Annotated in this window: 12 protein-coding genes; 5 read left to right on the top strand and 7 right to left on the bottom strand. The window is 64.2% G+C overall.

Annotated elements, in window-relative coordinates; all coding sequences use genetic code 11:
• Positions 1 to 131: 131 nt before the first annotated feature.
• From LZC94_37875 to LZC94_37860, 4 genes are all read right to left on the bottom strand, one after another.
• Positions 132 to 896: a hypothetical protein gene (locus LZC94_37875; GenBank protein WXB13594.1), complete on the bottom strand. Its 765-nt coding sequence runs from the start codon at positions 894 to 896 to the stop codon at positions 132 to 134.
• A 38-nt stretch (positions 897 to 934) separates the two neighbouring features.
• Positions 935 to 1,516: an RNA polymerase sigma factor gene (locus LZC94_37870; protein ID WXB13593.1), complete on the bottom strand. Its 582-nt coding sequence runs from the start codon at positions 1,514 to 1,516 to the stop codon at positions 935 to 937.
• A gap of 245 nt (positions 1,517 to 1,761) precedes the next feature.
• Positions 1,762 to 2,070, bottom strand: a complete 309-nt coding sequence (locus LZC94_37865; GenBank protein ID WXB13592.1) for an RNA-binding protein — start codon at positions 2,068 to 2,070, stop codon at positions 1,762 to 1,764.
• Positions 2,071 to 2,287: 217 nt separating this feature from the next.
• Complete coding sequence (locus LZC94_37860; GenBank protein ID WXB13591.1) at positions 2,288 to 2,827, bottom strand: hypothetical protein; 540 nt, start codon at positions 2,825 to 2,827, stop codon at positions 2,288 to 2,290.
• 460 nt (positions 2,828 to 3,287) lie between these two features.
• Between LZC94_37860 and LZC94_37855 the strand changes: the two genes are divergently transcribed.
• A complete protein-coding gene (locus LZC94_37855; protein ID WXB13590.1) occupies positions 3,288 to 4,982 on the top strand; it encodes a sigma 54-interacting transcriptional regulator in 1,695 nt (564 codons plus the stop codon).
• 249 nt (positions 4,983 to 5,231) lie between these two features.
• Here LZC94_37855 and LZC94_37850 read toward each other — a convergent pair whose 3' ends face one another.
• Positions 5,232 to 5,963 (bottom strand): pirin family protein, encoded by a 732-nt coding sequence (locus LZC94_37850; GenBank protein ID WXB13589.1) that lies wholly within the window; start codon positions 5,961 to 5,963, stop codon positions 5,232 to 5,234.
• A gap of 224 nt (positions 5,964 to 6,187) precedes the next feature.
• On the opposite strand from LZC94_37850, the gene ptsP reads away from it, so the two are divergent.
• The gene (gene ptsP, locus LZC94_37845) at positions 6,188 to 8,386 is read left to right on the top strand and encodes a phosphoenolpyruvate--protein phosphotransferase (GenBank protein ID WXB13588.1); all 2,199 of its coding nucleotides are present in this window, start codon (positions 6,188 to 6,190) and stop codon (positions 8,384 to 8,386) included.
• 10 nt (positions 8,387 to 8,396) lie between these two features.
• Here the strand turns inward: ptsP and LZC94_37840 are convergent, their stop codons facing one another.
• Both LZC94_37840 and LZC94_37835 read right to left on the bottom strand, forming a co-directional pair.
• Positions 8,397 to 8,855, bottom strand: a complete 459-nt coding sequence (locus LZC94_37840; protein ID WXB13587.1) for a hypothetical protein — start codon at positions 8,853 to 8,855, stop codon at positions 8,397 to 8,399.
• Between the two features lie 352 nt (positions 8,856 to 9,207).
• The gene (locus tag LZC94_37835) at positions 9,208 to 9,387 is read right to left on the bottom strand and encodes a hypothetical protein (GenBank protein WXB13586.1); all 180 of its coding nucleotides are present in this window, start codon (positions 9,385 to 9,387) and stop codon (positions 9,208 to 9,210) included.
• A gap of 253 nt (positions 9,388 to 9,640) precedes the next feature.
• Here LZC94_37835 and LZC94_37830 point away from each other — a divergent pair, with 253 nt between their 5' ends.
• The 3 genes from LZC94_37830 (at position 9,641) to LZC94_37820 (ending at position 12,802) form a co-directional block, all read left to right on the top strand.
• The gene (locus LZC94_37830; GenBank protein WXB13585.1) at positions 9,641 to 10,522 is read left to right on the top strand and encodes a hypothetical protein; all 882 of its coding nucleotides are present in this window, start codon (positions 9,641 to 9,643) and stop codon (positions 10,520 to 10,522) included.
• Positions 10,523 to 10,853: 331 nt separating this feature from the next.
• Positions 10,854 to 12,065 carry a hypothetical protein gene (locus LZC94_37825; protein ID WXB13584.1) on the top strand — a complete coding sequence of 404 codons (1,212 nt, stop codon included), beginning with the start codon at positions 10,854 to 10,856 and terminating at the stop codon, positions 12,063 to 12,065.
• Complete coding sequence (locus LZC94_37820) at positions 12,062 to 12,802, top strand: ferritin-like domain-containing protein (protein ID WXB13583.1); 741 nt, start codon at positions 12,062 to 12,064, stop codon at positions 12,800 to 12,802. The genes LZC94_37825 and LZC94_37820 overlap by 4 nt, the downstream gene beginning before the upstream one ends.
• Positions 12,803 to 12,993: the final 191 nt, after the last annotated feature.

The raw sequence follows: 12,993 nt of genomic DNA, 5'->3' as shown, positions 1-12,993 counted from the left end.
TCCCAGGTCAATTGGGTTACGGAGTACGAATTTTTTACGATTTACGGATCGCAGCCCGATTCACTCGTTTGCTGCGTTTACGAGGATCTATGCCGGCCGCGCCGAAGTGTTACCGGCGTCCGGCCGAAATTTCATCGTTTGGAAAAGCGTACGAACAGCGCGTACACACCCGCCAACGCCAGGCCGATCGGGGCGTGACACGATAGGTGATGAAGGGGCCCTTTCCACGGGCACGCCAATTGAAGAGCAAGCGCGGTGGCAAACCCCGCCGTCCCCACCGCGACCACCGCCCTGGCTCGATCGGCGTGCACGCTTCGATCGAGGGTGCGCAAAAGGAGCAGGAGCAACCCGCCGAGGGCAAGCCCGAGCACGAAGCACACGACGTACTGCCGTGCGGGCTCGGGTTCGTGCTGGGGCATGGCCACGGGCATCATGAAAGGTGCGATGAACGCGAGTGCGAGCACCCACACATCGGCCGAGCGCGTGGCGACGACGTGCAGAGGACGAAGCGCACGTCGGACCAGCGCGACGAGCAGCACCGCACCGAGCATCACGAGGGCGAGGATCCGCTCGTTCCACTTCCAAGCGCGACCCCACCCCAGATCCCTCCATTTGGCGGGGACGTAGGGATAGTGGGCGAGCGCCCAAGGAATGAAGGAGAAAAAGGCCGCGAACACCAGCCCGATGGCCGCCATGGCCAGCGCGAAGCGAACCTCCGTGGGCAGGTTGCGCAAGGTGGCCGAGACGCCTCGCTCGCGCGCAATGTCCGAGAGGACGCGCAGGCGCACCGCCTCCAAATCCAGCTCGGACGAGCCCGAGCCCGAGCCCGAGCCCGAGCCAGGGGATTCCGGCCCGCTCCCTTCCGCATCGTGCCTTGTCGATTCGTCGCCGCTCACCGTGGTCTTCCTTGAAATATGCCGGGGCGCGACGAAGGTTACGTCTTCGATCTTTCTTTTTTCGTTTTATCCGTCGCGCCCGTCTCGCTTATCGCGTCGATCGCGTCCGCCTCGCCTGCGGAGCCCGCGAACGTGGCGCGGAGGCGGAGGTATGCGCGGTGCGCGCGCACGCGTACGGCGCCGACCGAGATGCCAATCTTCTCCGCCACCCGCTGAAAGGGGAGCTCCTCGACATAGTGCAGCTCGAGGATCTCCCGTTGCTCGGGCGGGAGCTCGGCCAACATGCTGGCGATCCGTGGCTCGTGGGCGGGCGGGTTGGCTTGGGGGGCGGGCACCGCGTCGATGTCCTCACCCGTCCGATCTTCGCGCAGCCCTCGGCGGCGCAGGGTGCGCAGGTGCTGTCGTTTGACGTTGAGCGCGATGGTATAAAACCAAGGCGCGACGCGGGCGCCGGCTCGAAAATCATGCCGGCTTCGGTGAACCTGCAGAAACGTTTGCTGCAAAAGTTCACCGGCATCGTCCGAGGTGAGCCCCCGCCGCAACATTCGGCCGAGCGCGGGGGCATGGCGCCGAAACAGCTCGTCGAAGGCCGCCGCGTCGCCGGCAACGTAAGCGCGCATCAATTCTTCGTCGGTCGGGATCACGGGAAGTGGTGCGTCGGGGCCCCGCGAGCTTCTTGCCACACGGGCTCGGCCGATTCAAGGCCGTTCACTCCTCTTCATTTCCCACGAGACGGAGCTTTCCAACCGCGGATCGAGTGAATCTCCGGAGCGCCCCCGGCTCTCCTCTCCTCCCGAGGAGGAGGCCGGCCTTCTTCGAAGCCGGGGCGCTATCGCGATGACGCGTGCATTGACTCTACACTACACTAGCGGCTTTTCCGTCGGCTCGCGTCCGTATCTTGCGCTCGATCGCCTCCTCGAGGATTCGGACGCGCGTCCGCTGTATTCACCTTGAGCGTTCGTCCGTTGACGACGGAGCCATTCATGTTGGCGATGGCCTTCGAGGCCGCTGCCTCCGAGCTCATGGTAACGAATGCGTAACCGCGCGACTGTCCGGTCTCCCGGTCCGACACGAGCTGAACGTCCGTAACATCACCCGATGCGGAGAACGTCGAGCGAAGCCAGGCGGCATCGGCCTGAAAGGGTAGATTGCCTACGTAGAGACGATTTCCCATGATGATCCTCGATTCTATCGGCTCGAATTCCCTACATCCAACGAGCCGCTGAATCGGAAGGAGGTCGCGGAATGTTCCGCATCGCGCGACAGCGCCATCTACATGTACGGCGAGTCATGATCCGCGGGAAAACGATGCTCGCACAGGCGACGTACGATACTCCGGAAAGACGAAGGATCAAGCGGAGCCACGCGTCATGCTCTTCGTGCTCCTCGAGCTAGAACTTCGTTCCAGTGTCTATTGCCTGCGCCGCCTTGCTCGTTGCCACCGCGCTCGAATCGAGGGCGGCCTGAACCCGTTTTGCATGTTCCTCCATGGCATCGTTCGACCAAAGGAGCAGGGTTGGCTTGGAAGCGGAGGTCCAGACGAGGGCGGTCACGTCGCCTCCTCGCCAGAACGCCACATGACGAGATTGGCTTATCATCGTCCTCTCGTCGAAGAACTCGAAGTTCGCGCTTCCAGGTGGTGACCCGTAGGCGTCGCTCGCCTTCCGGACGAAACTATCCGGTGTCGCCGTGCCCTCCACGCGGATGGCGGCCAACCTTCCTTCGTCGAACCACGCGTGGACGAGCCTTGCACCGTCGTCCAGCTCGCGAATGCTCCACTCGTGATACCGTCTTCGGTCCACGGCGACGTTGTCGATTTTTCGAAGGTCCAATCGCACCGCCATCAGCTTCGACGTGGGAGACCGCGCCCATTTCGCGTTGGAGTCCTTGCGGTATTCGTCGATGACCTTCTTCGCGTCCGCCTCGGACATCCCAAATTGCAATTTTCGCCAGCCGCCCGGCAGGGTCGCGTGTGGCGCCGACGCCGATGGCACGGCGGCGGGTTGGGCAGGCGCGGGTTGCGCAAGTGTGGCAACCGCTGCAGCCGCGCGGGGACGAGCCGGCTCCTCTCCGCATCCGATCGCGACCGATCCGGAAATCGCCAGGGCGCTCAGCCACGTGGCTATGCGGGTCGCGCTGTCGTTATTTCGTCTCCACACGGGCACCTCGATCCAACGGCCAACGTAACCACGCCGGCAGGAACGTCGCGCGCGGGTCGGTCACGATCGCGTCACACCGGTCGCGTCACCCCTTTCGCTCATCCGTGAGCAAAGGCCGCCGCGCGCCGAGAACGAGGGAGAACGAGAACGAGCAAGAAGGAGAAAGGTGACAGCGCGTTCGTTGATTCAATCGAAATGAAGTAGTGTCTTTTTCTACGTCGAAGGGAAGGTCATGCGAGCCACGGATCTCGATCACAAAGAACTCCTCGAGCTGGATTCGGAAGGCGGGATGATTCGATTTGCCGGGCAGCGCGCCCTCCTCCTCGACGCGGTCGCCATGGGGCTCTTGCGGAAATACCTGGTGGAGAACTTTGGAAATACCGCCGCGCGCTCGGTGCTCACCCAATTTGGCTTCGCCCATGGTTGGCGAATGGCCGAGGCCATGCAATCCGAATTCGAATGGGAGAGCGCCGAGGAGTGGCGCCGAGCGGGCTTCCGTATTCACACCCTCGGGGGCCTTTTCCGCTTGGAGTCGGGGGGCAAGGATCCACTCTCCAAGGAGGGCTCGATGATCGTGGCCTCTTACGAGGCCGAGCAGCATCTGCTTCATTTCGGCCGCTCCGATTTTCCGGTGTGCTGGACCATCTGCGGCCTCACCAGCGGTTACATCAGCCGCACCGCCGGCCAGGAGATCTACGTCCTCGAAGATCGCTGCCTGGGCAGGGGCGATGCCGCCTGTCATCTCTTGGGGCGCACGCGTGAGGAGTGGGGCGACGAACACGCCGAGGAGCTGCGCTTCTTCGAGGCGAAGCACCTCCAGGAGTGTCTCGACGTCTCGCTCCACCGGGTGACGGATACGTTGAAGCTGGCCGAGGCCAAGCTCCGCGAGCACCGCCGCGCCCTGGTTCGGGTGGCGCACGACGTCGAAGGGCCCCTCGAGCTCGCCCCGAAGAGCGCGGCCATGTGGCAGCTCGTCGACTTGGCGCGGCGCGTGGCGAAGGTCGATTCCACCGTGCTGATCACCGGGGAGAGCGGAGCGGGCAAGGAGCGGATCGCACGGCTCGTCCATGACGAGTCCGCACGCGCCGCGGGGGCGTTCATCGCGGTCAACTGCGGCGCCGTCACCGAGACGCTCCTCGAAAGCGAGCTTTTCGGACATGCGCGCGGCGCCTTCACCGGCGCAACGCAAGATCGCCCGGGGTTGTTCGAGGCTGCGAGCGGCGGCACCTTGCTCCTCGACGAGGTCGGGGAGGTCTCGCCGGGCATGCAGGTCAAACTCCTGCGCGCTCTTCAGGAGAGGGAGATCCGGCGGGTCGGGGAGAACAAAAACCGGCGGGTCGATACGCGCGTCGTCGCGGCGACCAACCGCGACCTGGCCCACGGCGTGGCAGCCGGCGCCTTTCGCGCGGATCTGTATTACCGACTCAAGGTCATCGAATTGCACGTGCCCCCTCTGCGCGAGCGCCGCGAGGACATCCTGCCGCTCGCTCGCGTGCTGCTCACGGACGCGGCCATGCGCATGAAACGCAAAATCTCCGCCCTTGCCCCTCGCGCGGCCGACCAGCTCCTGCGCTACGAGTGGCCCGGCAACGTACGCGAGCTGGAGAACGCCATGGAGCGCGCCGTCGCGCTCGCGCGAGGAGCACGCGTCGAGCTCGATGATCTGCCGGAGGAGGTCCGTCAGGCGTTCCCGATCCCGGTCGCCGTCGGCGGCACCGTGAAGCCGCTCGAAGACATCGAGAAGGAATATATCCTCGCCGTGCTCGAGCTGAACGGCGGGAACCAGACGCGCGCGGCCAAGCAGCTTCGGATCGGGTCCGCGACCCTCTACCGCAAGCTCAAAGGATACGGATGGAGCGGTACCAAGCCCGGACGGGGATCCGGCGATGGGACGATCCACGGGAGGTCGCGCACGACGCCATCCTGACCTTCGGGCTCGGCTCACCGCACACCGCCCAGCTCACGGTTCACTCCCCTCACGTTCCTGCCGGCGTCGTTCGTCCAGGTACTCCAGATAAGAGGTGCGACGAGCAGCGTTTCGATTGGCGGCTGCCTGTCTCCACGCCTCCATCTCGTCACCCGTCCCCGGCTTTCGCGGGAGCTCGTTACGTTTGGGATCCTCCGGCGGGGAGCGCTTTTTCTTGCTGCGGACCATGATTCACCTCTCGACCCGACATCATTCCAATGCGTGCCGCCTCGACCCTTGGCGGCGTTCGCCCAAATCGAGCAACAAGACCTCCGTCTCTTCGCGGGCGGTCAGCGAGACCGCGCGATCGGCCGTGATCCCGATGCCATCGCCCGCATTCAAAACGACGTCCGCGAACGTCGCCTCGCCCCGTACGACGTGGAGCCATGCGCTGCGCCCCTGCACGAGCTCGTGGACCAAGTGCTGCCCGACGCTCAGAACGGCCGAGAAGATCACGACGTCCTGGTCGATGCGCAATGACTCGTTGCGCCCGTCGGGCGATGCGACGACACATAGCGTGTCCCGTCGATCGGCCGCACAGAAACGTTTCTGTTCGCGGCTCGGCTCGAGCCTGCCGGCGGGGTGCAGCCAGATCTGGAAGACATGCGCCCAGGCGATCCGCGAGGCGTTCTTTTCGCTGTGTCGCATGCGGCGACCGACTGCGACGCGATAAAACTCCCCTGCTCGAACGACACCCGAGCAACCCGTTGCATTCTCGTGTGCGAGCGCGCCCTCGAGGACATATGTGACGACCTCGGCGTCATGCCGTGGCTGGACCGCGATGCCCGCCCCTGGAGGGAGGCGATCTTCGCTGAGACTCTCGAGGATCCCGAAACCACCGGCGAGCGGATTCACTCGGTTTTGTGGGTAAAACGTGAGCCAGCCCTCTCCCTTGCGACGTCGAACGTGGCGACGTTCTCCACCTCTGCGCAGTGTGACCATTCTTTTCCGAACAGCATATGGCGCGCCGCGGACGTGATCCCGCCGTTTCCGCCGTTTTGCGAGGGGTAGCTCGCTCGCCGCCCCGTGATCCGAGCGTGTCATTCAATCGAAATGAAGGAGCTATCCATCAATATGAAAGGATGGCCCACCGCTCCCAGCGGCGGTTCGAGCGGCGAATCCAAAGAGATCTCGACGGCTCGCAACATGCTGTGCACGGGCCGGACATGAACGTCATCGCCGAGCTGCGTCGCATCGTGGAGCAATCGCATTCATCATTGAGCATTCTCGAGGCCGCAGTGCGCGTCGTCGCCGAGCGCATGCACGCCGGCGGCTGCTCCGCCTTTCTCCTCGACGAGGGCCGAAGGCTCGTCCCGGGCGCCGCCCATGGTCCCGACGGCTCAGGGGGCTCCGCCGCGGAGTCCATCGCCGCGCGGGGCATCGCGGAGCGGGGGGGCGCGATGGTTCGCGGAGAAGCGACGTCGCTCCTCGCGGCGCCCATGCTCGTGCGCGACGACGTCGCCGGTGCGCTGGTCGTGCAGAGCTCGGGGCCTCGTGTTTTTTCGGCAGGGGACGGCGAAGCGCTGACGGCGATCGGCGCTCAGCTCGCGGGGATCATCGAAGATGCTCGCATCATCGACGCGCTCGATCGCGGTGAGCCACCTCTCCACCGAGGTGCAACCAGGGCCTTGGCCGTCCCTGCGGCGGTGCCGGCGAAGGGGGAATGGCCCCTTCATGGGGTCGGTGCATCGCCCGGAATCGCCATCGGGGCCGCCGTGTTTCGCGGAGCTCCCCGGGTCGATCTCGCGGCGAGGGCGCCGTCCGCGGGAGAGCCCGAAGCGCAGCGCGCCCGCGTGAGGACGGCCGTCGACAAAGTGCGCAATGACCTTTTGCGTATTCAGATCGCCGCCGAGCGCGAGATCGACGAGGAACACGCGCTCATTTTCGCATCGCATTTGCTCCTCCTCAACGATTCGAAGCTCCTGGAGCGCATCGACGAGGAGATCGCCAGCGGGCTGAGCGCGCCGCGGGCCATCGCTACGGCCCTCGACGAGTTCGAGTCGTGGCTGCGGCTCGTCCCGGACGCATACATTCAGGAGAAGGTCGACGACATCGACGATTTGCGCAACCGTCTGCTCGATCATCTCTTCGAGGGCGCGAGCAGGCGGAGCACTTCGGCGAGCATCCTCGTGACCAGCCGCGTCCTTCCGTCGCTGGTGGTCGAAATGAAGAGCCAAGGGGCCCGAGCGCTGGTGACGGAGACGGGCTCCGAGACCTCGCACGGCGTTCTCTTGGCGCGGGCGATGGGCATCCCGGTCGTCACCGGAATGACCGACATGCTCTCCCTGGTGCAGCCGAATGACCGATTGATCGTGGACGGATCGAGCGGTCTCGTCATCGTGCGCCCCTGCGATGAGACGGTGGCGCGCTACGAGGAGGAACGACACCGCCTCGAGCGGGGACGCACCGAGTATGCGAAATTTCGCGACGTCCTCGCTCAGACGTCGGATGGCGTGCGGGTGAAGCTCCACGCGAACGCCGGCCTCGCCTCGGATCTCACCGTCGCTCGCGAAAACGGCGCCGAGGGTATCGGTCTTTATCGCTCGGAGTACCCCTTCATCGTACGCAACGCATTCCCTACGCGCGGGGAGCAGGTCCATATCTACAGCAAGGCGTACGAGCTCTTTCCCGACGGCCCCATTCAATTTCGTATTCTCGACTTGGCCGGTGACAAGTTCGTAGGCAGCCGGCCCCTCGGCGCGGGTCGAAGCGCATTTCACGGATACCGCTCGATCCGCGTTCTGTTCGATCATCCGGATTTGCTTCGCGATCAGGTGCAGGCGTTGGCGATCGCGGCAGGAGGCCGCCCGCTTCGCATTTTGATCCCGATGGTGACGTCGATCGAAGAGCTCCGTCGGGTGAAAACCATGATCCGGCAGGCCCTGGATGCGCTCGACGAGCCCATCGCGCAACGAGCACCCCAGATCGGAGCCATGATCGAGGTACCTGCGGCTGTCGAGCTCGCGGCCGATATCGCGAAGGAGGTGGATTTCCTGTCCATCGGGACCAACGATTTGATGCAATATACATTGCTTTTGGACCGCGAGGATCCGCGCATGGCCCAAATGAGCGATCCGTACCACCCCGCCATTCTACGAATGATCGCCCGCGTGGTGACCGCTGCTCACGGCGCCGGGCGGAGCGTGGGCGTATGCGGCGAGATCGCGTCGCGGACAGATGTGGCGCTCGTGTTGATCGCGCTCGGAGTCGACTCGCTCAGCGTGGCCCCCACCGCCATTCCCGAGTTGAAGCAGGCGCTCGCCCGCGCTCGCGTCCATTCCATGCGCCGCGCGGTGCCCGAGATCCTCGCTCTGTCGGATGCGCGCTCCATCGCGGTCGCCCTCCGCGCGGCGCAGTCCGCGTAATCACCCTCGATCAGGCGTGGCGGATGGCCAGGACTCTCTCGGCGGCGTCGAGCCCCCGCTGCGTCGCGTCGCTGTCCTTGGAGGTGATCGCGTCGAGCAGATAACGCGGCGCGATTCCGACCACGTATTCATCGGGGGTGATCAACAAATACGTGGACGCGTCGCGCGCCACGCGCGTCGTGTGCCCGTCCCAGACGGTGAGCATCCGGCGGACGAACCGCTCTTCCAGCCGCAGCGACGTGGGGAGCACGGCCAACGGCGCGGGCCCCGCACAAATCACGGATATCCTCTCCGAGGTCGCGTTCCGCAAGGTCGGCAAGTACCCCGTTTCGCGCATGACCGCGATGAGCAAGATGGATGTCATCAACTCGACGAGCTCTCCGAGCCCTGCCGCGTGGTGGCTCTGTTGGGCGCGCGAGATACCGCTCGGTAGCCCGACGAGATCGAGATCGGGCACGAGTCTGCGCATGCGAGGAACATAACCACGTCCGGCCGGCGCGATGGGAAATCGACATGCTCGCGCTGCATTCGAGTCGTTGCGCGGCGTGCTCGAAGGAGGCATAGTCACTCCGCCGCGTTGGACCGTCGGGCGTGACGGTGCGGAATTTCTGTCGGCGCGCTCGATCGGAGGAGATCATCCATAATGCTATCCGCGGGAGCGGGGCCATCCACAAGCTCGCGTTGCTGGGCAATCATTTGCCGCGGCAGTGCGGAATTGCAACGTTTACGACTCATTTGAGCGACGCGATCGCCGAGGAATTTTCTGGGCTCGACTGCTTCGTGCTCGCGATGACGATCCAGGTATGCGCTACGTGTATCCATCACGTGTCCGCTTCGAGATCGCGGAGAGCGAGCCCGGATCCTATCGGCGAGCCGCCGATTTCTTGAACGTGAACAACGTCGACGTCGTGTCCTTGCAGCACGAATATGGCATCTTCGGCGGCAAGGAAGGCGGTCATGTCCTGCCGCGGACTGGCCGCATCCGGCGCATACGTCTTCAAGCCAGGTGGCGGTATGGTGCCGACGGCACGACGCCCCTGCTCTGTCGGGTCGAAGACCGCTGCGGTGGGTCGATGCGCACGGCCATCCGGAGGCCGCGCCACGTGTGATGCGTGGGATCACACGATCGCGTGGATCGCACCACGGATCGCCGCGATCGCAGCTGGCGATACCGCGCGCCGCGCAGTATTGCGGCGCCCTCCGTGGAACGAATCGTGCTCTGGGCGTCGCAGTCACCACACTAGAGAGGATTCGATGAAGAAATCGATGTTGGTATCGTCGTTGTCGGCCTTTGCTCTTTTGTCGACCACCGTGCTGGCCGACGATCCCGGTGCTCCGGTCCCCGTCGGGCAGAGCGTGATTGTACTCTTCAAATATCAATGGAAGCTGGGCGATCCGAGCTGGCAGGACTATCGCGATCAAACCCTGGTCCCGAAGATTCGCGATCTGAAGAACCACGCATTCCAGAACGCCCAAGTGCGCTTTTTGTCCGAGGACAGCGACAATGGTGTGATTACGCTCGCCGGCAATCTCTCCCGAACCTGGCCGGCGGAGGCTGCGGTTCTCGCGGCCAGCGGCCTGCCCGTTCCCGCACCTTACGAGAAGCCGCTCACCCCCGTGCTCGACGTGTTGGTCAAAATGGATCTTCCATCCGCGACCTTGACCCAGGCGCAGCTCGACGCGCTGCGCACCCTCCGCCAGGATCTCACGCCGCACGGGCGGGTGAACATCAGCGAGACCCACAACTATCAGTGTTACAAGCAGCGCGAAGCGCGCGACACCGACGTCTTCATGGCGTTCACCAACCAATGGCTCCCCGATTCGGTGAAGAGCCGGCGAGACCAGGACACCTACTGGCGCGAGAGGCACGGCCGCTTCGCGGTGGGGCTCGGTCTCCCGAAGCCCGTGATCTCGTACGGCCAAGTGCACGTCGACCTGGTGCAGCCCGACAATCAAATCTTCGATACCGACTACGAAGGCCTATCGTTCGAGACCATTGAAAGTCGCGACTCCATCCTTCGAATGTCGACCGATCCCGGTGCCCTCGCCACCAACGCGGAGCTCATCAAAGACGAACAAAACTTCACCGGCGCGCCGAACATGTTGGTGTTCGAGGAGATCAAACTAACCCCGTAGTCACCGATTCCAGAGTTGCTTTGCCCGGGGGGGAGGGCGCTCGCGACCGCTAAATCAAGTGGTTTAGGCGCGCCGGTCCCGCTGCCGTCCCAGGTCGTCGCAAAAGGGTCTTTTGGACGACTCTCGAAGCAGGCCCCTCGGAACGATTTGCGTCTTCTCGGCCGGGACGAATCATGACGGTCACGCCGGGGCTCTTTGTCGCAGGGATTCGGATTGGATTGCACGCGCGTGGGGGACGCGAGGCGCTGTCCACTCGGGCACGAGCCATGCTTCGTGGCCAAGCTTCGCGGCGACCCATGGTACGGGCCGTCGAAACAGCAAGGAGGCCACTGTGGCATTGGATATTCTGAACGAGCGTGGCGTTCCGCTCGATCGCCAGGTGTTCACCTGGCGCGACATGGTTCGAACGCCCGTAAGCAAGCTCGATGACGACGCGTTCACGCGGGTGCGAATCATCCTCATGAATGGGATCGAGACCTTTGCGCTTCGGCTCGGGCACGGCCTGAATTGGATGAACGAGGAGCTGCGCCTGCCGCTCGCGCGCATGCGCCGGATCGAGAAGCATCAACAAACCTTGGTGAACTGGCTTCTGCCGCCCGATCTCTCGCCGCTCGAGACCACGATTGCGTACGAGCAGGTGGCCATCGAGGTGACGGCGAGCGTGGCGCAGCACGAGCCCGATCCCTATCTGGCGCAGGTCTATCGCTTCGGGCTGCTCGAAGATTTCGATCACCTGTACCGCTTCGCGGCCCTGCTGGATCGATTGGAGGGAAAGGACGCCAACAACATCCTTCAATGCTACACGGACGTCCGGCCGGGTAGACCCACGGCCGTCGAGCACCGCGCGCCCGAAGACGACCTGCGCACACCCTACGATCGCAAGGTGGCCGCGCCGCTCAGCAAGATACACGCGCTGACCCTCACGGGGGGCGAGTTCCAGACGGAGGATTACTACATGAACATCGGTCCGCTCTTCGCGGACCCCTTGGCGCGGCAGCTCTACGCCGAGATTTCCTCCATCGAGGAGCAACACGTCACCCAATATGGCTCCATGCTGGATCCCCATGAAACACCCTTGGAGCGATGGCTGATGATGCAGGTCACCGAGGTGTACAACTATTACAGTTGTGCGCAATCGGAGAGCAATCCGCGCATCAAGGAGATCTGGACGCGCTTCGTCGATTACGAGCTCGGTCAGCTTCACGCGACGATCGAGCTATTCCAAAAGATCGAGCGCCGGGACGCCGCCGAGATTTTGCCTAGGTCGCTCCCGGAGCCCATCGAATACGCCAGCCACCGACGCTTCGTTCGTGAAACCTTGATGCGCGAGGTGGATTTGCGCGCCCGGGGCACGCAGTTCATCCACAAATCCCAAGAGACATCGAGCTCGCCCTCGGTGGTGTACCGCAATCAATTGAACGCGGACGGCTCGCCGTCGGAGCTCGTGGCGACCGGCTACCGCTGGACGCCGGGGACGGAGCTCTCGGATGGCCGCCGCGCCTCCACGCAACGAAGCCAACCCAAGGAGGTGCGTGTGCCATGAAAGACGTAATGGGAATGGGAACGAACCGCACCGGGTTGGGAACGTCGCCCATCGACGCAAAAGCCATCGTGGAGAGCGCGGAGGAAGGCGTTCCGGTCGCCCCCGGGGACGGCGCCGAGCTCGCCGCCCTTCGCGGTGATTACGTGCGCTCGGCGGAGCCGATTGGCACCGTACCGCCGCCCACCACAGTGAAGGGCGCGGCGACATCGGCCGTGCAAATGCTGACCGGGAAGCAGCCAGTGGTGCTGCTCGACAAGCTGAGCGCGCGCCTGGCGTTCGAGCGCACGGGGACCCGACTCTACGAGGCGCTCCTCGCCAAGATGAGCGTGGCCAAGGTGCCCGCCCCCGTATCCATCGCCGACGTGCGCCGTTTTCACGATGAGGAGCGCGCGCATTTTGCCATGGTCGACCGGGCCATCGAGCGCCTGGGAGGCGATCCGACCGCGCAGACGCCGGCGGCCGATATCGAGGGCGTGGCCTCGATGGGGCTCCTGCAGGTGATCAGCGATCCGCGCACGTCGGTGCTGCAATCGCTGCACGCGCTTCATATCGCGGAGTTGGCCGACAACGATAGTTGGGAGTTGCTCGTGGACTTGACCACCCGCATGGGACAAACCGAAATGGCGGCCGAGTTCCAGCTCGCATTGAAGGAAGAAGCGGAGCACCTCGCGACCCTCCGTCGTTGGCTATCGACGGCTGCACTCCAAGAAGCGGGCGTAGCGGCTTCGGGCGCATGATCGAACCGCCGCACGCGCGGGCACGCCGCTTCGAGGGCGTGTTCGCGCGTGTCGCACTCGCGCCTACAAAATTCCATTGAACCTGCGGCGTGGAGCTTTTCGACCGCGGCCCCCATTTTCTTTGAAGCAAATCGAACCGACCGGGCACTTACCGGTGCATGGTCGACAGGTTCATCCCCGACGAGCTTCTT

Source organism: Sorangiineae bacterium MSr11954, assembly GCA_037157815.1.
GTDB classification, from domain to species: Bacteria; Myxococcota_A; Polyangia; order Polyangiales; family Polyangiaceae; genus Pendulispora; species Pendulispora albinea.
Note: the sequence above shows the minus strand (reverse complement) of the source record. Positions and strands in the feature narration are given on the sequence as shown.

Bases quoted from the DNA above. Each gene is read 5' to 3' on its own strand.
- LZC94_37870 (WXB13593.1), bottom strand. From the start codon at position 1,516: ATGCGCGCTTACGTTGCCGGCGACGCGGCGGCCTTCGACGAGCTGTTT.
- LZC94_37865 (WXB13592.1), bottom strand. From the start codon at position 2,070: ATGGGAAATCGTCTCTACGTAGGCAATCTACCCTTTCAGGCCGATGCC.
- LZC94_37860 (WXB13591.1), bottom strand. From the start codon at position 2,827: ATGTCCGAGGCGGACGCGAAGAAGGTCATCGACGAATACCGCAAGGAC.
- LZC94_37855 (WXB13590.1), top strand. From the start codon at position 3,288: ATGCGAGCCACGGATCTCGATCACAAAGAACTCCTCGAGCTGGATTCG.
- LZC94_37850 (WXB13589.1), bottom strand. From the start codon at position 5,963: ATGGTCACACTGCGCAGAGGTGGAGAACGTCGCCACGTTCGACGTCGC.
- ptsP (WXB13588.1), top strand. From the start codon at position 6,188: ATGAACGTCATCGCCGAGCTGCGTCGCATCGTGGAGCAATCGCATTCA.
- LZC94_37840 (WXB13587.1), bottom strand. From the start codon at position 8,855: ATGCGCAGACTCGTGCCCGATCTCGATCTCGTCGGGCTACCGAGCGGT.
- LZC94_37830 (WXB13585.1), top strand. From the start codon at position 9,641: ATGAAGAAATCGATGTTGGTATCGTCGTTGTCGGCCTTTGCTCTTTTG.
- LZC94_37820 (WXB13583.1), top strand. From the start codon at position 12,062: ATGAAAGACGTAATGGGAATGGGAACGAACCGCACCGGGTTGGGAACG.